At 55.0% G+C, this 18,898-nt stretch carries 17 protein-coding genes and 1 other annotated feature; of the genes, 4 read left to right on the top strand and 13 right to left on the bottom strand.

Going from position 1 to position 18,898, the window contains the following annotated elements:
- Window positions 1-61 precede the first annotated feature (61 nt).
- The 7 genes from ACLW56_RS07535 to ACLW56_RS07505 form a co-directional block, all read right to left on the bottom strand.
- Window positions 62-1,366 carry an inosine/guanosine kinase gene (locus tag ACLW56_RS07535; protein WP_330983172.1) on the bottom strand — a complete coding sequence of 435 codons (1,305 nt, stop codon included), beginning with the start codon at window positions 1,364-1,366 and terminating at the stop codon, window positions 62-64.
- Window positions 1,367-1,439: 73 nt separating this feature from the next.
- Window positions 1,440-2,402: a ferrochelatase gene (hemH, locus tag ACLW56_RS07530; protein ID WP_330983171.1), complete on the bottom strand. Its 963-nt coding sequence runs from the start codon at window positions 2,400-2,402 to the stop codon at window positions 1,440-1,442.
- A 164-nt stretch (window positions 2,403-2,566) separates the two neighbouring features.
- On the bottom strand, window positions 2,567-3,211 hold the full coding sequence (adk, locus tag ACLW56_RS07525) for an adenylate kinase (RefSeq protein ID WP_330983170.1): 645 nt from the start codon (window positions 3,209-3,211) through the stop codon (window positions 2,567-2,569).
- A 389-nt stretch (window positions 3,212-3,600) separates the two neighbouring features.
- Window positions 3,601-5,475: a molecular chaperone HtpG gene (gene htpG / locus ACLW56_RS07520; RefSeq protein ID WP_330983169.1), complete on the bottom strand. Its 1,875-nt coding sequence runs from the start codon at window positions 5,473-5,475 to the stop codon at window positions 3,601-3,603.
- Window positions 5,476-5,585: 110 nt separating this feature from the next.
- A complete protein-coding gene (recR, locus tag ACLW56_RS07515; RefSeq protein WP_330983168.1) occupies window positions 5,586-6,191 on the bottom strand; it encodes a recombination mediator RecR in 606 nt (201 codons plus the stop codon).
- 104 nt (window positions 6,192-6,295) lie between these two features.
- On the bottom strand, window positions 6,296-6,976 hold the full coding sequence (locus tag ACLW56_RS07510; protein WP_330983239.1) for an isochorismatase family protein: 681 nt from the start codon (window positions 6,974-6,976) through the stop codon (window positions 6,296-6,298).
- 56 nt (window positions 6,977-7,032) lie between these two features.
- Window positions 7,033-7,902 carry a pirin family protein gene (locus ACLW56_RS07505; protein ID WP_330983167.1) on the bottom strand — a complete coding sequence of 290 codons (870 nt, stop codon included), beginning with the start codon at window positions 7,900-7,902 and terminating at the stop codon, window positions 7,033-7,035.
- Window positions 7,903-8,010: 108 nt separating this feature from the next.
- Here ACLW56_RS07505 and ACLW56_RS07500 point away from each other — a divergent pair, with 108 nt between their 5' ends.
- Entirely contained in the window at window positions 8,011-8,916 is a 906-nt protein-coding gene (locus ACLW56_RS07500; protein WP_330983166.1) for a LysR family transcriptional regulator, read from the top strand.
- A 40-nt stretch (window positions 8,917-8,956) separates the two neighbouring features.
- Here the strand turns inward: ACLW56_RS07500 and ACLW56_RS07495 are convergent, their stop codons facing one another.
- From ACLW56_RS07495 to ACLW56_RS07480, 4 genes are all read right to left on the bottom strand, one after another.
- On the bottom strand, window positions 8,957-9,289 hold the full coding sequence (locus ACLW56_RS07495) for a YbaB/EbfC family nucleoid-associated protein (RefSeq protein ID WP_330983165.1): 333 nt from the start codon (window positions 9,287-9,289) through the stop codon (window positions 8,957-8,959).
- A 55-nt stretch (window positions 9,290-9,344) separates the two neighbouring features.
- Window positions 9,345-11,279 carry a DNA polymerase III subunit gamma/tau gene (dnaX, locus tag ACLW56_RS07490; RefSeq protein WP_330983164.1) on the bottom strand — a complete coding sequence of 645 codons (1,935 nt, stop codon included), beginning with the start codon at window positions 11,277-11,279 and terminating at the stop codon, window positions 9,345-9,347.
- Window positions 9,951-10,015 (bottom strand) — a sequence feature (DnaX frameshifting element). Its footprint overlaps the gene before it by 65 nt.
- Before the next feature lie 232 nt (window positions 11,280-11,511).
- Window positions 11,512-12,063 (bottom strand): adenine phosphoribosyltransferase, encoded by a 552-nt coding sequence (apt, locus tag ACLW56_RS07485; protein ID WP_330983163.1) that lies wholly within the window; start codon window positions 12,061-12,063, stop codon window positions 11,512-11,514.
- Window positions 12,064-12,216: 153 nt separating this feature from the next.
- Entirely contained in the window at window positions 12,217-12,594 is a 378-nt protein-coding gene (locus tag ACLW56_RS07480; RefSeq protein WP_330983162.1) for a DUF454 family protein, read from the bottom strand.
- Between the two features lie 68 nt (window positions 12,595-12,662).
- On the opposite strand from ACLW56_RS07480, the gene priC reads away from it, so the two are divergent.
- Window positions 12,663-13,190, top strand: coding sequence for a primosomal replication protein N'' (priC, locus tag ACLW56_RS07475; RefSeq protein WP_330983161.1), 528 nt, complete (start codon window positions 12,663-12,665; stop codon window positions 13,188-13,190).
- An 11-nt stretch (window positions 13,191-13,201) separates the two neighbouring features.
- Window positions 13,202-13,372, top strand: a complete 171-nt coding sequence (rsmS, locus tag ACLW56_RS07470; protein WP_330983160.1) for a pleiotropic regulatory protein RsmS — start codon at window positions 13,202-13,204, stop codon at window positions 13,370-13,372.
- A 68-nt stretch (window positions 13,373-13,440) separates the two neighbouring features.
- Here rsmS and mscK read toward each other — a convergent pair whose 3' ends face one another.
- Together mscK and acrR are read right to left on the bottom strand one after the other, a co-directional pair.
- Window positions 13,441-16,794 (bottom strand): mechanosensitive channel MscK, encoded by a 3,354-nt coding sequence (gene mscK, locus ACLW56_RS07465; protein WP_330983159.1) that lies wholly within the window; start codon window positions 16,792-16,794, stop codon window positions 13,441-13,443.
- Between the two features lie 122 nt (window positions 16,795-16,916).
- Window positions 16,917-17,561: a multidrug efflux transporter transcriptional repressor AcrR gene (gene acrR, locus ACLW56_RS07460; RefSeq protein WP_330983158.1), complete on the bottom strand. Its 645-nt coding sequence runs from the start codon at window positions 17,559-17,561 to the stop codon at window positions 16,917-16,919.
- A 141-nt stretch (window positions 17,562-17,702) separates the two neighbouring features.
- On the opposite strand from acrR, the gene acrA reads away from it, so the two are divergent.
- A complete protein-coding gene (gene acrA, locus ACLW56_RS07455; protein WP_330983157.1) occupies window positions 17,703-18,896 on the top strand; it encodes a multidrug efflux RND transporter periplasmic adaptor subunit AcrA in 1,194 nt (397 codons plus the stop codon).
- Window positions 18,897-18,898: the final 2 nt, after the last annotated feature.

Raw genomic sequence — 18,898 nt, 5'->3', positions numbered from 1 at the left:
TTAGCTTAGCAGGCCTACAAAAGCCCGCATCCGCGGCAAGCACAGAGCCGCCGGGGGAAACTCAACGATCCCAGTAAGACTCTTCCAGACTGTCTTCCCGTTCCGGCAGGCCGCGCGTCAGGCGTGGGGAGTGCTGGTTCAACACCTGATAGCTCACACGATTCGCGTACTTACACACCTGCGCCAGTGACGAATAGGTCAGCCAGCTGAACTCGTGTTTGCTGGAATTCGGCACATTGCTGCGGTGATAGTTATTGGCGGTGATGTCGTGCAGCAGCGCCGCTAAAGCGCCATCGCCCGCGCCATTGGTGTTCATTATCTTCTCCGGGCCGCCCATGTATGGCGCGATATGGGAGTAGATACGCAGCGGCTGTTTGCAGTCTTTGTGACGCATCGCACGGCTGAACTCGTACTGGTTGAATTCTGCAATTGCGCCCGGCAACAACGGATGCTGCGTGACGCGTTTTTTCTCATCTTCGGTGAAGCCCGCCATATACAGCCCCACAGGCCCCGCGGTGCAAAGCACCAGATCAACCCAATCCAGCGCTTTGTCGGAGGCCAGCAGCGGATCGGCAATGCCGGTCAGCGCTTCGGCTTCTTCTTCGTTCATCGCCAGAATCGAGACGTTCTCTTTGAGGAAGTCCTGCCACCAGGCGGGATTGTCCGCGATAACGTATTTAGTCCCGAGCGTCAGCACCACCGGCACATTATGCTTTTTGGCGTATTCCACCGCTTTCATCGTGGCATCGCGCATCGGTTCACCCGGCTTGCAGCGCACCAGATAGGACGTCAGCACCAGGGCGGAGGCTCCGGCAATCACCTCTTCAGGAATACTGTCGGCGCGCAGCTGATTCATGTGGCCCGGGCTGATGGCGAACGTGCGCTCGCCGTTGTCGCTGATAAGCGTGAAGCAGCGGCCAATCGGCCCATTAACGCCTTGCAGGTAGTTCAGGTCAGTACGGCTGGAGGTGTTGCACAGATAGCGATAGGCATAGCCACCGATTTCAATATTGCTGCACATTACGCCAAGCAGCACCGAGCGGTCGTCGGCCAGCACGGAATAGTTGTGCATGGTGTTGCCGATTGTCCCGCCCGCGAACTGATGGGTAATCAGGTTTTCGCGCATCAGTTCCTGATAAAGCGCATCCGCGACATCATCCTCAATCACCAGAGAGTGCCCGCTGCTCAGGCCGTAACGCGCCACAAAGGTGTCGTCAACTTTGGCTTCGATATCCACCAGCGTCTGATCGATACCCACCACCCAGGAGGCGCTGGTCTCATTGACAGGCTGAATTTGTTGCAGGAGGGGATCGCGAGCGTTAACGGGGAAATAGTGCCTGGATTTGCGTTTACCGGGAAATTTCATGAGTTGCGGTCAGGTAGCTGTGAACAAGCGAAGAATACTAGCATATTCCCCGCCTGTTCGCTGCTCTGTGCACTCAGCGGTAAGGGGCGGTCAGGTTGACCATCATCTCGATGTGCTGCGGCTGAGCGTTCAGCGCCGGGATGTATTCGTACTTCTCCCCGCCCGCTTCGAGGAACACCTCTTTGTTCTGCACCGCAATCTCTTCGAGGGTTTCCAGGCAATCTGCGGCAAAGCCCGGGCACATCACCTGAATGTGTTTCATGCCCTTCTCACCCAGCATTTTCAGGGTTTCATCGGTGTACGGCGTCAGCCATGGCTCGCGGCCAAAGCGTGACTGGAACGTCATCATCACTTTATCGTGCGAGATACCCAGCGCGGACACCAGTTCACGTGTGGTATCGCGGCAGCGCTGAGGATAATCATCACCTTCGTCAGCGTAACGCTGTGGAATGCCATGATAGGAAAGCAGCAGTAAATCCGGTTCGCCATGTTCGGCAAAGGAAGCTCGTGCGCTGTCCGCCAGTGCCTGAATGTAGTCGCTGTCGTCGGCGTAATCACGAATAAACGAAACGCCCGGAATATGGCGTTTAGGGGCGAGAATGCGAGCCAGTTCATCCCACACGGCAGCTACCGTTGAGCAGGAGTACTGAGGATAAAGCGGCAGCACGACAATGTGTTCCACATCCTGCGCCAGCAATTCTTCCACCGCGCTTTCCAGTGAAGGCGAGCCATAGCTCATGCCCAACACGACGGGCGTGCCCGGCAGACGCTTTGCCAGCGCCTGTTGTTGCTGGCGGCTGTAAACCAGCAGCGGAGAGCCTTCATCCATCCAGACAGATTGATAGAGTTTTGCCACTCGCGGCGAGCGAATCGGCAAAATCACCCCACGCAACAACGGCCACCACAGTAAGCGGGGCGTATCCACCACACGTTTATCGCTCAGGAACTGGCGCAGATAGCGGCTTACCGCCGCAGGAGTGGGTGCATCGGGCGTGCCGAGGTTTGCTAACAGAATGCCGGTTTTCGTCTGACGCATTACCGCCTCTTAACTGTTTAAATGGCTGATAATTGTAACGGAAAAGAGAGAAAGAAGAACTAATTGCTGCGAAAGGTGAGCGGGGGCGCGAGCAGGCCTACAAAAGAGGCCTGTGGAAAACCGTAGGCCGGGTAAGCTTGCGCCACCCGGCACTTGCCACGGAATTAACCGAGGATTTTAGCCAGTTCAGCACGAACGTCAGCCACGGCCTGAGTGCCGTCAACTTTGGCATACTTCGTATTGCCAGCCTGCGCTTCTTTGGAGTAGTAGCCGATCAGCGGCGCGGTCATCTGATGGTATTCCACCAGGCGCTTACGCACGGTTTCTTCCTGATCGTCTTTACGGGTGGTCAGCTCTTCGCCAGTCACATCATCTTTACCTTCAACCTTAGGCGGGTTGAATTTGATGTGATACACACGGCCAGAAGCCGCGTGTACGCGACGACCCACGATACGATCCACGATCAGTTCGTCCGGTACGTCGAACTCCAGCACGTAATCCACTTTGATGCCCGCTTCTTTCATGGCATCAGCCTGTGGAATGGTGCGTGGGAAGCCGTCCAGCAGGAAACCGTTACGGCAATCTTCCTGCGCAATGCGCTCTTTCACCAGGGCGATCACCAGCTCATCAGTCACCAGCTTGCCAGCGTCCATGATGTCTTTCGCCTGTTTGCCCAGCTCGGAGCCAGATTTGACTGCAGCACGCAGCATGTCACCGGTGGAGATTTGCGGAATACCGTACTTCTCCATAATGAACTGCGCCTGAGTTCCTTTACCCGCGCCCGGAGCGCCAAGCAGAATAATACGCATCGCGAAAATCCCCTCAAATGTTGGTTCAATTTTTCAAAAGCGCTAAACGATACCACCAGACGGCGGCTCGCTCAAGGAAGGCGGGACGGCTGAAACGGTTAATGGGGGGAATAATTTTGGCGGCGGAGTGGTTGCCCCTCACCCTAACCCTCTCCCCGGCTGTCTCTTATACACATCTCAGATTGCGGCTTTATTGCCGCGATCTGAGAAATACAGCAGGTTGTTTTTAAAGGAATTTTTTTTGAGCTACATACATACATTCAAAAAACAATCTTTTTATAAAACAACATGATACAGACTTGTGTATAAGAGACAGCTCCCCGGAGGGGCGAGGGTATGATTTGCTCCCTCTCCCTTTCAGAGAGAGGGCCGGGGTGAGGGTTACGTGATTACGACACCAACAGCTGGTTCATACGCTTGATAAACAGGTTCGGATCTTCCAGCGTGCCGCGCTCTGCCAGCAGCGCCTGATCCAGCAGCAGCTCGACCCATTCGCCGAATTGCGTTTCGTCCTGCACATCCGCCGCACGTTTCACCAGCGCATGATCCGGGTTCAGTTCAAAGATGTACTTCACTTCCGGGACGCTCTGGCCCGCAGCGGCGAACAGTTTCGCCATCTGGGTGCTCATTTCGTCCGCTTCGGTGGTCACGATGGCTGGCGTATCGGTCAGACGGTGCGTCAGACGGACTTCTTTCACACGCTCACCCAGCAGGGTTTTCACGCGCTCGATGAACGGCGTCAGTGCCTTCTCGGCTTCTTTGGTGGACTCGTCCACTTCATCCGCCAGCTTATCCAGCGACTCATCTGCCTTCGCCACGGACTGGAACGGCTTGCCGTCGAACTCGGTCAGGTAGCTCATCATCCACTCATCAATGCGGTCAGAAAGCAGCAGCACTTCGATGCCTTTCTTGCGCAGCAATTCCAGATGCGGGCTGCTCTTCGCAGCGGCATAGCTGTCGGCGGTGATGTAGTAAATCTTCTCCTGCCCTTCCTTCATGCGAGACACATACTCTTCCAGAGAGACAGTCTGCGCCGAAGAATCGGTGTGAGTAGAAGCAAAGCGAAGCAGTTTGGCGATCGCCTGCTGGTTAGCGCTGTCTTCTGCCGGGCCTTCTTTCAGCACCAGGCCGAACTGTTTCCAGAAGGTCTGGTATTTTTCCGCGTCGTCTTTCGCCAGTTTTTCCAGCATCTGCAGGGCACGTTTGCTCAGTGCGTTACGCAGATTGCGGGTCACGCTGCTGTCCTGCAGGATTTCACGGGAAACGTTCAGCGGCAGATCGTTGGAGTCAATCAGGCCACGGACAAAGCGCAGGTAGTTCGGCATGAACTGCTCCGCTTCATCCATAATGAACACGCGCTGGACGTACAGTTTCAGGCCGTGTTTATGGTCACGGTTCCACATGTCCCACGGTGCCTGCGCCGGGATATACAGCAGGCTGGTGTATTCCTGCTTACCTTCCACGCGGTTGTGGCTCCACGCCAGCGGGTCGGTAAAGTCGTGCGCGATATGCTTGTAGAACTCGTTGTACTCTTCGTCTTTGATTTCCGCTTTGTTGCGGGTCCACAGCGCCTGCGCCTTGTTGATTTTCTCCCAGGAGACGATGGTTTCGCCGTCTTTTTCTTCCTGAGTTTCAATCTCTACCGGCAGCGCGATGTGGTCGGAGTATTTGCTGATGATCGAGCGTACGCGCCAGTCGTTGAGGAAATCATCTTCGCCTTCACGCAGGTGCAGAGTGATTTCGGTCCCGCGATCGGCTTTGGTGATGTCCGCTACGGTGTATTCGCCTTCACCGTGGGATTCCCAGAACACGCCGTTCTCTGCGCTGTCGCCCGCCGCACGGGTACGTACGGTGACTTTGTCGGCCACGATAAACGCAGAGTAGAAGCCCACACCAAACTGACCAATCAACTGGCTGTCTTTCGCCTGATCAGAGCCCATGGACTGCAGGAAGGCTTTGGTGCCTGATTTGGCGATGGTGCCGAGATGGTCGATAACGTCATCACGGTTCATCCCAATGCCGTTATCGGCGATGGTCAGCGTGCGGTTTTCTTTATCAAAAGAGACGCGCACGCGCAGGTCGCCATCGCCTTCATAGAGGCTGGCGTCAGAGAGCGCGCGAAAACGCAGCTTATCCGCCGCATCGGAGGCGTTGGAAATCAGTTCACGCAGGAAAATTTCTTTATTCGAATAGAGAGAATGGATCATCAGGTGCAGAAGCTGTTTCACTTCTGACTGGAAACCACGGGTTTCTTGTCCTTTCATAGGGAAAATTCCTCAATGCCAATGTTTACAGTGTAAAAAAGCGTTGAGGGAGATATGAGGCTCGGCGAGGATGATTTCAAGCGGAGGCGAGAAGAAGCGCCTCCGTTTGTTCAGAATTTAATCTTGTGACGGCCGGCAAGGGAGTGAGACAACGTGGTGCCATCCACCATTTCCAGCTCGCCGCCAACCGGCACGCCGTGCGCGATGCGGCTGGCCTCAACGCCATACTGACCACACAGTTCAGCGATGTAGTTCGCCGTTGCTTCGCCTTCTACCGTTGGGTTGGTGGCGAGGATAACTTCTTTCATTTGTTCGCTGCTTAAGCGCTGCTCCAGCCTGTCGAGACCGATATCGTCCGGCCCAATGCCGTCGAGCGGAGACAAGTGGCCCATCAGCACAAAGTAGCGACCAGAAAACTGCCCTGTTTGCTCGATGGCGTAGATGTCCGCCGGGCTCTCTACCACACAAATCTGTCCATTTTCCTGACGACGCGGGTTCGAACAGATGTTGCACACATCCTGCTCGGTAAACGTCCGGCAATCGGCACAGTGACCAATCTCTGACATTGCACGGGTCAACGCCTGCGCCAGGCGCATTCCGCCGCTGCGATCGCGTTGTAACAGAGTGAACGCCATACGCTGCGCGGATTTCGGGCCAACGCCCGGCAGGCAGCGTAACGCTTCCATGAGGGTGGTAAGTAAAGGACTGGTTTGCATCGCTCAGACTTCTGAAAAAAGAGTGGGCCATAGCCTAACATTAGCCCCGGCGGCGGGCATAGAAAAAGATCCCTCTGCACCGTCACCCGTGCAGAGGGACACCCTCAAGCGCGTTGAGAATCCAGTTGTTCCTGATGCGTCACCACATCCTGAGCTTTCTGGTAGCTTTCAATCAGTAAGGAATATTCGGTGAACACGCCGGTCCACAAATTCGCCCAGTCGAGCGCGTCTTCTCGCTTCCAGGTGTGCTGAATTTCCGCCACTACCGCAGCCATATCCAGCGGCACCACACCGGCCTGCATCACCCGCGCCAGCGTAATTTCCTGCGCCATTTTGGAGTAAGTGCCAGAGGCATCGATGACAGCGAAAACTTTATAGCCTTCTGCTGCCGCGCTGATGGCCGGGAACGCCATGCAAACACTGGTAACCGTACCGGCAATAATGAGTGTTTTACGCCCGGTCGCCTTCACGGCAGCGACAAATTCCGGGTTATCCCAGGCGTTGATTTCCCCCTTACGTGGAACGTACTGCGCATGCGGCGCGTACTGATGAATTTCCGGGATCAGCGGCCCATTCGGCCCTTGCGGGACGGAGGCCGTGGTCACGACAGGGATTTCAGCCAGTGTCGCCATTTTCGCCAGTACAGTGGCGTGGGTACGCAGCGTGGTCATTGGCATATCGTGCACCAACTGGAACAGGCCGCTTTGATGATCAATCAGCAACAACACCGCGTCGCTGGCGTCAATCATCGGTTTTTGTCCGTTAAAATTTGCAGGGTTCATGATTCAATTCTCCGTTTCTGTTGAAAATAAACGGCTACCTCCCTGGCAGCCGTTCACGTTTACGCCACCGACTGGCCAAATCGCCCTTGGTTGAAATCGTCAATGGCCTGGTTTATTTCTTCACGAGTGTTCATGACGAACGGCCCGTAACCTTCCACTGGCTCATTCAGCGGTTCGCCGCTGAGCACCAGCACCACGGCATCATTGTTGGCTTCAAGCGCCACGCCCTCGCCTTTGGCATCCAGCACCACCAGTTGCGCTTCCCGCGCAACCTCTTCGCCATTCACCATGACAGTGCCTTTGAGCACCACCAGCGCGGTATTCCAGCCATCCTGAAGGTGCAGATGCGTCACGCCCTGCGCGTTCAGGCGTAAATCGAGAATTTGCATCGGCGAAAAGGTGTTGGCTGGGCCTTTGTGGCCGTCCAGTTCGCCAGCAATCACTCGCGCCAGGCCTGCACTATCAGGCAGTGTCACCTGCGGAATATCCGCATCCGTGATCGGCTGATACGCAGGCGGCGTGTTTTTCGCCTTCGCCGGAAGGTTCACCCAGAGCTGCACCATTTCCAGCGTGCCGCCTTTTTCGCTGAACGCGGGAGAGTGAAACTCTTCATGCAGAATTCCGCTGCCCGCCGTCATCCATTGCACGTCACCCGGCCCGATAACACCACCGCCTCCGCTGGAATCACGGTGTGCGACTTCGCCTTTATAGACAATGGTGACGGTTTCAAATCCACGATGAGGATGCACATCCACGCCACGCTGGCCTTTGTTGCTCGGTTTGAATTCAGCGGGCCCTGCATAGTCCAGCAGCAAAAACGGGCTGAGCTGCTGCGCGAATTTTGCGTAGGAAAACAGGGAACGCACCGGGAACCCGTCACCCACCCAATGCGATTTCGGGGCTGAGTAAACGCCAAGAATCGATTTCATGTTTCTCTCCTGTGCAATGTCATGCGATGGGATAAAGCTTATCGGCAAGACAGTGATTGCGGTAGACTGCCAAAATGAACACAGTGTTCTACAAACAGGACAAAGGTTATGCAGGATCTCAACGATTTGTGGTATTTCGCGCAGGTGGTAGAACAAGGAGGGTTTTCCCCGGCTAGCCGGGCGATTGGGATACCGAAATCTCGCCTCAGCCGCCGCATTGCACTGCTGGAAGAACGGCTGGGGACTCGCTTGCTACAGCGCTCAACACGGAGCTTTACGGTCACGGACGCCGGGCAGCTGTTCTATCGCCACTGCAAAGCGATGATCATCGAAGCAGAAGCCGCGCAAGAAGCGATGGAAACCCTGCACGCCGAGCCCTGTGGCTTGATTCGCCTGACCTGCCCTGTCGCGCTGTTGCATGTCCATATTGGTGAGATGCTGGCGCAGTTCATGCTCAAGTTCCCGCACGTGACGGTGCAGCTCGAAGAAACCAACCGCCGCGTGGACGTCGTGAACGAAAACATCGATCTGGCGATCCGCGTGCGTCCTCTGCCGCTGGAAGACAGTGACCTGGTGATGCGCAAATTGGCGACACGTAATATGTGTCTGGTGGCTAGCCCGAGTTTGGTCGCTCAATTTGGCCTGCCCTCTTCCCCAGCCGATTTGCAACACTGGCCAAGCCTGGCGCGGGCTCACGCTCAGAACCACTATCGTTGGTTTTTGATTGGGCCTGAACAGCAGGAAGCGACAATTCATCATCAGCCGCGCTTTATCACCACCGATATGATTGCCCTGAGAACCGCCGCCGTCGCGGGCGTTGGCGTGGTCCAGTTGCCGTTATTGATGCTGGATGAACAGCTTAAAGAAGGGAAACTCGTTCAGTTGCTGCCCGAGTGGCGGGCAAAGCAGGAAATCATCCATATCGTCTATCCCTCACGACGCGGACAATTGCCTGCGGTTCGGGCGTTGATTGATTTTCTGGCTGAGCGTTATGAGGCGTTGGTGGAGAACTAAAAACAAAAAGGGCGACATCGCTGTCGCCCTTTGACCGTTATCAGAACGGCATCTTAAAGCCTGGTGGCAGTTGCATCCCGGAGGAGACAGACGCCATTTTCTCTTTCTGGGTTTCTTCAATACGGCGAGCCGCATCGTTGAACGCCGCAGCGACCAGGTCTTCCAGCATCTCTTTGTCGTCTTCCATCAGGCTTGGGTCAATCTCAACGCGGCGGCAGTTGTGCGCCCCATTGATGGTGACTTTTACCAGGCCAGCGCCAGACTCACCGGTCACTTCCAGTTGAGCGATCTCTTCCTGGGCTTTTTGCATTTTTTCTTGCATCTGCTGGGCCTGTTTCATCAGGTTACCCAGACCGCCTTTTCCACCAAACATAGGCTTATCTCTCAGTCAGTCATGTTAAAGGTTCAACCGCAAGCCGGGCTTACAGTCAAATGGGTCGTATACTTTCTTCATCCAGATCCGCATCAAAGAATCGGCGCAGGGTCTGGATGTTGTTATCTGCCACAATCGCCTCACGCGCCTGTGCGAGCTTCTCTTCATAAATGGCCTGACGCCACTCCAGCGGCGTACGTACCGCCGGATTATCATCTTCCACGAGGGTCAGTTCAACCGGAGAACCGCTTAATTCGCTCAGCGCTTCGGTCAGCGTCTTGAGCGCTCCGGCATTGTTCAGGTGTCGTTGCGAGGGACGCAGATGCAGACAAATTGCCGCTCCGTTCTGCTCTTTCCACGCATTTAACGCCACCTGCTCTACCAGTTTAGGCAATTTCATCTGGCTGACTTCAGCCGCCCAACTGTCACGCTCAACGGCTTCAACCGCCAGCTTAGCCGCCAGCTCTGGCGTTTTCTCATGCTCCAGCGCTTTTTTCAGCGCTTTCGGCGTGGCGACCTCTTCCTTCACCTCTTCAGTGAGGGTGGTCGCTTTCCAGCGGTAGGCTTCTTTTTTCTGCGGACGTTGAGCTTCAAGCGCAGACGCTGCCGGGCGCGCCTGCACGCGTTCCGTCACCGAGGCCAGTCTCTCGAGCGCAGCACTGTTCACCGGCCGCGCGCGGGATGCGGTGGCCGGCTCATTCTTTTTTGCTTTGGGTGCTCCCTGAGCGCGTTGCAGCTGATTGCGGGCCGCCAGCACCTGGCTGGTGGAATCCGGCAATGCTTCGTTCTGATATGCGGGCGCAGCCGGTGCCTGTTGTTGCGGCACTTGCGTTGGGTGCATCACCGCCGTTGGCGTAACGGGCGCGAACGATTGAGGCTGCACCTCTGGCTCCGGCAGCGGCTTGCGAGGATGGAACGCCAGCGCACGCAGCAGCGTCATTTCAATGCCCATCCGACGATCTGGCGCGTAAGGCAGTTCTTTGCGGCCAATCAGCAACGTCTGGTAGTAAAGCTGAATATCAGCAGGCGGCACGGTGCGAGCCAGTTCGCGCATGCGGTGCTCGACAATCGCCATGTCGCTGCCGAGGGCAGAAGGCGAAAGCTGCACCATCGCAATGCGGTGCAGCAAACTTTGCATCTCGACCAGCAGGGCTTCCCATTCGATACCACGGGCAGCCGCTTCGTGGATCAGCGTCATCACCTGCTCGCCATTGGCGGCCACCAGCGCTTCAATCAGCGACAGCGCCTGATCGTCATCCAGCGTGCCCAGCATGGTGCTGACGCTGGCGGCGCTCAGCTGGCCGTCACCGCTGGCAATCGCCTGATCGGTCAGGCTCAGCGCATCACGCAGGCTGCCATCCGCCGCACGGGCGATAAGCTGAAGCGCACGCGGCTCAGCGGCAATCTTCTCTTCCGCCAGAATGTGTTCGAGCTGATCGCGAATCTGATCGACATCGAGCGCTTTGAGGTGAAATTGCAGGCAACGCGACAGGATAGTCACCGGCAGCTTTTGCGGATCGGTGGTCGCCAGCAGGAATTTCACGTGTGAGGGCGGCTCTTCCAGCGTTTTCAACAGCGCGTTAAAGCTGTGACGCGAGAGCATGTGCACTTCATCTATCAAATAGACCTTGAAGCGGCCACGCGCGGGCGCGTACTGAACGTTGTCCAGCAGGTCACGGGTGTCTTCAACTTTGGTGCGCGAGGCGGCGTCGATCTCAATCAGATCGACAAAACGGCCCTGTTCGATTTCACGGCAGTTATCGCAAACGCCACAAGGGGTGGCGGTGATGCCGCTTTCGCAGTTCAGCCCCTTTGCCAGCAAACGGGCAATGGAGGTTTTACCGACGCCGCGCGTGCCGGAAAAGAGATACGCATGATGGAGTCGACCGGACGTCAGGCCGTTCGCCAGTGCGGTCAGCACATGTTCCTGACCGACGACGTCAGCAAAGGTTTGTGGTCGCCATTTTCGGGCTAAGACCTGATAACTCATTGGCAGGCTCTGAAACGCTGGAAGGTGGAATACAGGAGGGTAATGCTATCACAAACTGCGAATAAACCCTAGATTAGCGCCAGCCTCGAAGGCGTTCTCAACATGAAAATCCAGGAAAATCAATTTATTGATTTTCGGCTGCTAACCACAAAGAAGGAAAAAACACGCTTTTTCCTTCTTTGTTAAAACCTTCCACAGCCTCACCCGTTGGGCGAGGCTGTGGAGGTGCGGATCAATGACCCGGGAACGGGACCAGGCTATAGCAATTAATGCCCTGGTTTTCCAGGCGCTGCTCACCACCCAGATCGAACAGATTGATGATGAACGCCGCGTCGGTGACTTCACCGCCCAGACGACGAATCAGCTTCACGGTTGCTTCGATGGTGCCGCCGGTCGCCAGCAGATCGTCCACCACCAGCACTTTGTCGCCTGGTTTGATGGCATCAACGTGGATTTCCAGCTGATCGGTGCCGTATTCCAGTTCGTAGCTCTCCGCGATGGTTTCGCGTGGCAGTTTGCGCGGTTTACGCACTGGCACAAAACCTACTTCCAGCGCCAGCGCAACCGGAGCACCAAACAGGAAACCACGTGCCTCAGTTCCCACCACTTTGGTGATCCCAGCGTTTTTGAAACGCTCCGTCAGCAGTTCAATGCTGAGCGCATAGGCTTTCGGGTCTTCCAGTAAGCTGGTGACATCACGGAAAAGGATGCCTGGCTTCGGATAATCCTGGATGCTTTTGATGCTGTTTTTCAGAAATTCAAGCTGCTGTGCAGTTGCGGTCATAGGTGTATGCCTGATTAAAACGGTGTAACTCACAAGGCGCATTTTACTTTAGTTCAAAGTTACATTTGATTAACTTTTAACCCATTGCACCCGTGCTCGAAAACGCCAGAATGTACTGGCAGTCATCGATAAATGCAATAACCATTGCGACCATTATTCTTTTTGTTGTTTTGCATCAACCACGGGAATTCGCCACATAAAAATCAGCAGGCAGGCCAGGATAACCAGCAGCAGAATGCGCACCCACAGGATCTTCACCATCCACAGGGAAAACGCGAAAGTGATAAGAATCATTGCGATGGCGCGCGGCTTTGCCCCCGGCGGCATCGCTTTATGCTGCTGCCAGTGGCGTAAATAACCGCCAAACCAGGAACGATAAAGCAGCCAGGCATGAAAACGAGGCGACGACCGGGCAAAGCACCAGGCCGCCAGCAGGATGAAGGGCGTCGTCGGCAACAGCGGCAAAAACACACCCAACGTGCCTAACACTACCGCCAGCCAGCCAATGATGTTTAGAATAGTCCGTTTCATCGTGATAAGGGTTATCAAACCGAACGGCAAATGTAGCACAGGCATGCGTGAAATCGCTGGAGAAAAAGATGAGAACAGACCTGTTACTGCAATCGCTGGAGACCCAACTTTCAAGGCTGGAAGCCGACATTGCGCCAGTGGCCTTTCATGCCACGCTCGGTGCTCGTTTTGACAGACAGTTATTTCGCACTCGCAGCTCATTTTTGCAGGCCTGTGTGGAAGAAGCACGAGGCAATCTGCAAGCGTTGCGTCATGCCGTCGCACAACAGCAATTCGAGCAAGTCCAGTGGCTGGCGGAACATCTGGTCGCCCAACTGGAAGCCATCGCCCGCGAAAGCGCCGCCTGGCAGCTACGCGGCTGGGATAATGGCTCCCCCGCATTGACACGCTGGCAGAGAAAACGCCTGCAACATCAGGATTATGAGCGGCGGCTGCTAGAGATGACACAGCAGCGTCGACGGCAACTTGCGCAAGCCACAACGCTTGAAGATCAGCAACGGCTCGCGCGGGAAGTGGAGGTGTTTAGCACCAGACTTAAACGCTGCCGCGATGCGCTGGAAAACATAGAAAACGTACTGGCGCGAATGACGCGCTAGCAGGAGGAAGGATGTCGCTGGAAAACGCCCCGGATGATGTGAAGCTGGCTGTGGATTTAATTATGTTGCTGGAAGAGCACGCACTGGCCCCGGAAACGGTGCTGAGTGCTTTAGAAATGGTGAAGCGGGATTTTGAGCGTAAGTTACAGGGAGATTCACCCTCTCCCCTGCCCTCTCCCTGAGAGAGAGGGAGTCAAAAGAAGACGCCCCCATGTCACTGAGGGAGAGGGAGAGGGGGAAAAAGCGGGTGCTATGCCTGAGAAGGCGTCGGATCGTCCCCTTTCACTTCACGCTTCACTTCCCTCACTTCATCACCCTTCTCGTTGCGCAGGTGCACTTCAAGCTGATTAAAGGCAATGTTGATGCCGTTCTCGCGGCACAAGCGGTCAATGGTACGGTTCAGTTCATCGACGGTATAGCTGCGATCTCGCAGCTCACGCACATACAGGCGTAGCTCGTGATCGAGCGTGCTTGGGCCAAAGGTGGTGAAGAAGACTGATGGTTCCGGCTCGTGCATCACTTTTGGATGATCGTTGGCGGCTTTCAGCAGGACTTCTTTCACCTTGTCGAGATCTGACCCATACGCCACACCAAGGCGGATAACTACGCGGGTGATCGTATCGCTTAGCGACCAGTTGATCAGGCGCTCGGTCACGAACGCTTTGTTCGGGATGATGACTTCTTTGCGGTCGAAATCTGTAATCGTCGTGGCACGAATACGAATTTTGCTAACAGAACCCGAGAACGTTCCGATGGTGACCGTATCGCCGATGCGCACCGGACGTTCGAACAGAATGATCAGACCGGAAACGAAGTTCCCGAAAATCTCCTGCAAACCAAAGCCAAGACCGACTGACAACGCAGCAGCAAGCCATTGCAGTTTGTCCCATGACACCCCAAGTGAGCCAAAGACCGTCATCGCCCCGACGGCAATGATGACGTAATTCAGAATGGTGGTGATGGCATAAGATGCGCCCTGACGCATGTTCAGACGCGAGAGCACAAGCACTTCCAGCAGACCCGGCAAGTTGCGAATCAACGCCCAGGCGACCGCTAACGAGATCAGCGCGAACAGAATACTGCCCAGCGTGACGTTGCGGATAACCTCTGCCCCCGCCTCGCTGGCGTTGTAATGCCACAGGGTAATGCTGTCGAGATAAGCGAAGACGGTGATTAAATCCGACCAGATAGCCCAGAACACCACGCCAAACAGCGCCACCATCACCAGCATGGTGATGCGCAATGTTTGCTGGTTTACGTCTTCCAGCGCAATGGTCGGTTCTTCCTGCGGTTCCGCCCCTTCAGCGCCCTCTTTCACCAGATGCTGACGGCGAGCCAGCGCACGGCGATAAGCAATACGGCGAGCCGCAACGCTCAGACCGCGCAGAACGGTTTGATAAAGCAGGTTCCACAAGATGACCAGATAGACGGTTTCAATCCAGCGCCCCGCCAGACGCAGCGTGGTGTAGAAATACCCCGTTGCCGTCAACACCAGCAGCGCGACAGGCACAATCGCCAGTACGGTGATGGTGAGCAAACGCAGGCTATGCGACTCTTTATCACGCCAGGCGTCGCGGCACATCGGCATGATTAGCACGGCTATCAGCAGCAGGTTGAGGAAAATAACAAACTGGCCCAGCGCGTCATCCATCAGATGCAGCGGAGACAACTCCGCCTCAACGGACCAGAAATGCAGTGGCAACAACGCCAGGCTGATACGCACAATCTGCCGACGCCAGTGGCTGGTCAGCTGCGGTGGCATGTTGAAATGCCGCACGGCAACGCCGTCTTTTTCCAGTACTTTCCAGCACACGCCGAACACCAGCCAGAACAGCGCCAGTTTTTTACTGAATGCCCACAGCAGATCGCTGACGTTCAACTGCATGGTCAGCAGAATCAACCCTGCCGCGAGAATGAGCATCACCACCGGCAGGGCGCGAATCAGGTCGATAAGAATCGCTTTCGGCGTGTGCAACTGGCTGTCGTTACGCAGTTGCCCGACTTCTGAAGCCAGCTTTGCCTGATAGTTATGCAGCCATTTCAGCCGCCAGCGAATTAGCCCGGCAATCAATAACAGCGGCAATCCGGCGAGGAAAGCGACAAAGACCGCAGGCCAGGCTTTCTGCCAGTTAACGGTCAGCTTCATTTTGCTGAACTGGTCTTTCAGCGCCGACGGGAAAGATTTGATCCAGCCCCAGTCCATCGGCTTGTTGCTGTTCACCCAGAAAATTTGCTGAGTCAGAATGGAACGCAGGCTTTTCGATACGCTCATCAGCTGCTGCTGGTTCACCTGCAGGTTGATAGCCATCATCAGCTGGTTACCCAACTGTTTGTTCATCTGATCCAGCAGCTCACGGCGCATATCAACAACCTGCGTTAATGCATCGGTCACTTCGTCGTTCACTTCGCCGGTATGCCCCTCTTCCAGCTTCGACACGTAATCATCGCTCTGGAACAGCGCGTCACGCTGCTGGTTGACTTCAAACTGCTCAAGACGCAAATCCGCGATGCGGTTGGTCATGTCTTCCAGCTCATCGGCGGAAGGCAACGTTTGTTGTTCCTGATACAGAATGCGCGACAGCAGCAGGCTGCCTTTGAGCATGGAAATTTGTTCTTTGATATTACGTTCGGACTGCAGCGCCCTGTCGAGCCAGTTTTTCACACGGATGTTTTGCTGTACCAGCTGGTTGCCATTTTCGGTCGCTTTGATCAAGCGTTCGCTGAGCTGATGATTGATATCAAGCTCCTGTTTCACCAGCGGGTTGGCCTGAATACGGGCGGCATCATCCGGAGAAACCGCTTCCTGCGCCGTTTTTTCTGTCAGCGTCAGGCGTTTGCTGTTCACCGCTTCCTGTAAGAGCTGAAGCTGATGTTGCAGGCGGTTGCTGTTGGCAGTCACATAGTCTCGTTGCTTTTGCAGAGCATCCTGCAGCGCGGTATTGCCTGAAAGGCTTTTGCGTTGCTGATCGAGTTCGGCATTCAGCAAGGCTTGCTGCACCAGCAGCATGGTTTGCTGAGTGGGACGCAGCGCATCTTCGCCCACCGTCGTGCCGTTGAGTCGATTACGAATCTGCTGTAACTGCTGCGAGGCGTTATACATCGCGTTCTGCACACGCTCTGGCTGCGTTTGCAGCGAAACCAGCTGGCTGTTATAGGTCGCGAGATCGTTTTGTGCGGTTTGCAACTGGTCCAGAACGTCTGAAATGCGTGCTTCCAGTTGGCGTACGGAGAGCTGATTCAGCGTTTTGCGGGTTTCGTCGTCGTTATCAAGCTCGCTTAAGGCATTCAGGTTGTCTGTCGCCTGACGCATTTTCAGCGGAGCCTGATCAATCTGCTGCTTAAGCTGGCTGGTCTCATCCTTTACCCGATCGATTTTGTCGAGCAGTTGCAGGGTGTCTGACAGATCCTGCTCAATGAGCTTATCCTGAGGCGTGAGTTCTTTTTTCCCGGTGAGCGAGGTCAGTTGTTTCTGAACATCGGCGCGATCGGGAAGATCGCTGCTGTTTTGCGCTCGTGCCTGGCTGGTCCCCATGGCGCCAAAGAAAAAGACCAAAACAATAATGAATGCGGAAAGTGGCTTCCGCCAGAAAATGTTGTGCAGCATAGTGTCGACATGAATGAGTTCAGGACCGGAATAACCGGGGACAAGTGCCGCCAGAGAATAGCATTTCTGCCTGGCGTCGAATAGCAGATCTCACCAGGAAAATTCTCGGACTCGTTCACGCCTTACTTCGTGGAACCCGCCCGCAGCGTCGGGCAGTACTGATACATCTCGAGCAACACGTCCACGTAAGCACGGGCTTCTTTTTTCAGATTGAAAGAGTCCGGCGAAAAAAGCCAGTTTTCAACAATTCCGGAAACATAGCTACGCATCAGAATCGCCGCACGCCGGGTCAATAAATCCGCGGGCAACTGCCCGGCATCCATACATGACTGTAAGGCCTGTTCGATGCGATCGTAACTCTCCAGACAGAGGTCGCGTTGAACCTGCTGCACCACGGCCATTTCGCCGACAAATTCACATTTATGGAAGATTATCTCCATTAGCAGACGTCGGCGCTCCTCTGACACTGTAGCTTCAAGAATATAAGCTAGAATCTCCCTAAGAACTGAGAGTGGATCGCCGGGGAATTTTGCCTGATACTCTGTTTCTAATGAGTCGATGCTAAGCTCCGAGAGCTGCCAGATTTCGCTGAAGAGATCTGATTTGTTTTTGAAATGCCAGTATATTGCACCGCGGGTCACGCCAGCCGCTTTTGCAATCTCGGCCAACGAGGTGGATGATACCCCCTGTTGAGAAAACAAACGCAGGGCAACATCAAGAATGTGTTGCCGTGTTTCCAGCGCTTGTTGTTTGGTTTTTCGTGCCATAGGTTAGTGAATTTACAGAGGTTAGATTTACATACATTTATGAATGTATGTACCATAGTACGACCATAATATAAAGCAGCAATGGGTTTGTGGACATTTGATCCATTGATCAATTTGAAATCGGACACTCGAGGTTTACATATGAACAAAAACAGAGGGTTAACGCCTCTGGCGGTCGTTCTGATGCTTTCAGGCAGCTTAGCGCTTACAGGATGTGACGATAAACAGGCTCAACAGGGCGCGGCCCAGACGCCAGAAGTTGGCGTGGTGACGCTCAAAACCGAACCTCTCCAAATCACGACTGAATTACCTGGCCGCACCAGTGCTTTCCGTATCGCAGAAGTTCGCCCTCAGGTGGGTGGCATCATCCTGAAACGTAACTTTACAGAAGGCAGCGATATTCAGGCTGGGGTGTCTTTGTATCAGATTGATCCCGCAACCTATCAGGCTGCCTGGGACAGCGCGAAAGGCGATTTAGCGAAAGCTGAAGCCGCTGCAAAAATCGCGCAACTGACCGTAAGCCGCTATCAGAAGCTGGTAGGGACCCAGTACATCAGTAAGCAGGATTATGATACTGCGCTGGCAGACGCTCAACAGGCCAATGCCGCCGTTGTGGCAGCCAAAGCGGCGACAGAAACGGCACGTATTAACCTGGCGTACACCAAAGTGACCTCGCCCATCAGCGGTCGTATTGGTAAATCGTCTGTCACTGAAGGCGCGCTGGTCCAGAATGGTCAGGCCGATGCACTGGCAACCGTTCAACAGCTCGACCCGATTTATGTCGACGTGACCCAGTCCAGCAACGATTTCCTGCGTCTGAAACAAGAGCTGGCTAGCGGCTCGCTGAAACAAGAAAACGGCAAAGCGAAAGTCAACCTCGTGACTCAGGACGGCATTACCTATTCGCAGAGCGGCACGCTGGAGTTTTCTGACGTCACCGTGGACCAGACCACCGGGTCTATTACCCTGCGCGCTATCTTCCCGAACCCTGATCATACCCTGCTGCCGGGCATGTTCGTCCGGGCGAAACTGGAAGAAGGCGTGAACCCGACAGCCTTGCTGGTTCCTCAGCAAGGCGTCACTCGTACACCACGCGGTGATGCCAGTGCGATGGTTGTCGGTGAAGGTGACAAAGTGGAAGTTCGCCAGATTACCGCCACTCAGGCGATTGGTGACAAATGGCTGGTGACCGACGGTCTGAAGCCAGGCGATCGCGTCATCATTACCGGTTTACAGAAAGTCAGACCGGGCGCCCAGGTCAAAGCGCAAGAAGTCACTTCTGACAATCAGCAGCAAACCCCAGGTCATGCCGCGTCAGAACAGCCTAAGTCTTAACT

The sequence above is a fragment of the Pantoea sp. sgz302252 genome (genome assembly GCF_047713085.1).
In the GTDB taxonomy this organism is placed as follows: Bacteria; Pseudomonadota; Gammaproteobacteria; order Enterobacterales; family Enterobacteriaceae; genus Scandinavium.
Note: the sequence above shows the minus strand (reverse complement) of the source record. Positions and strands in the feature narration are given on the sequence as shown.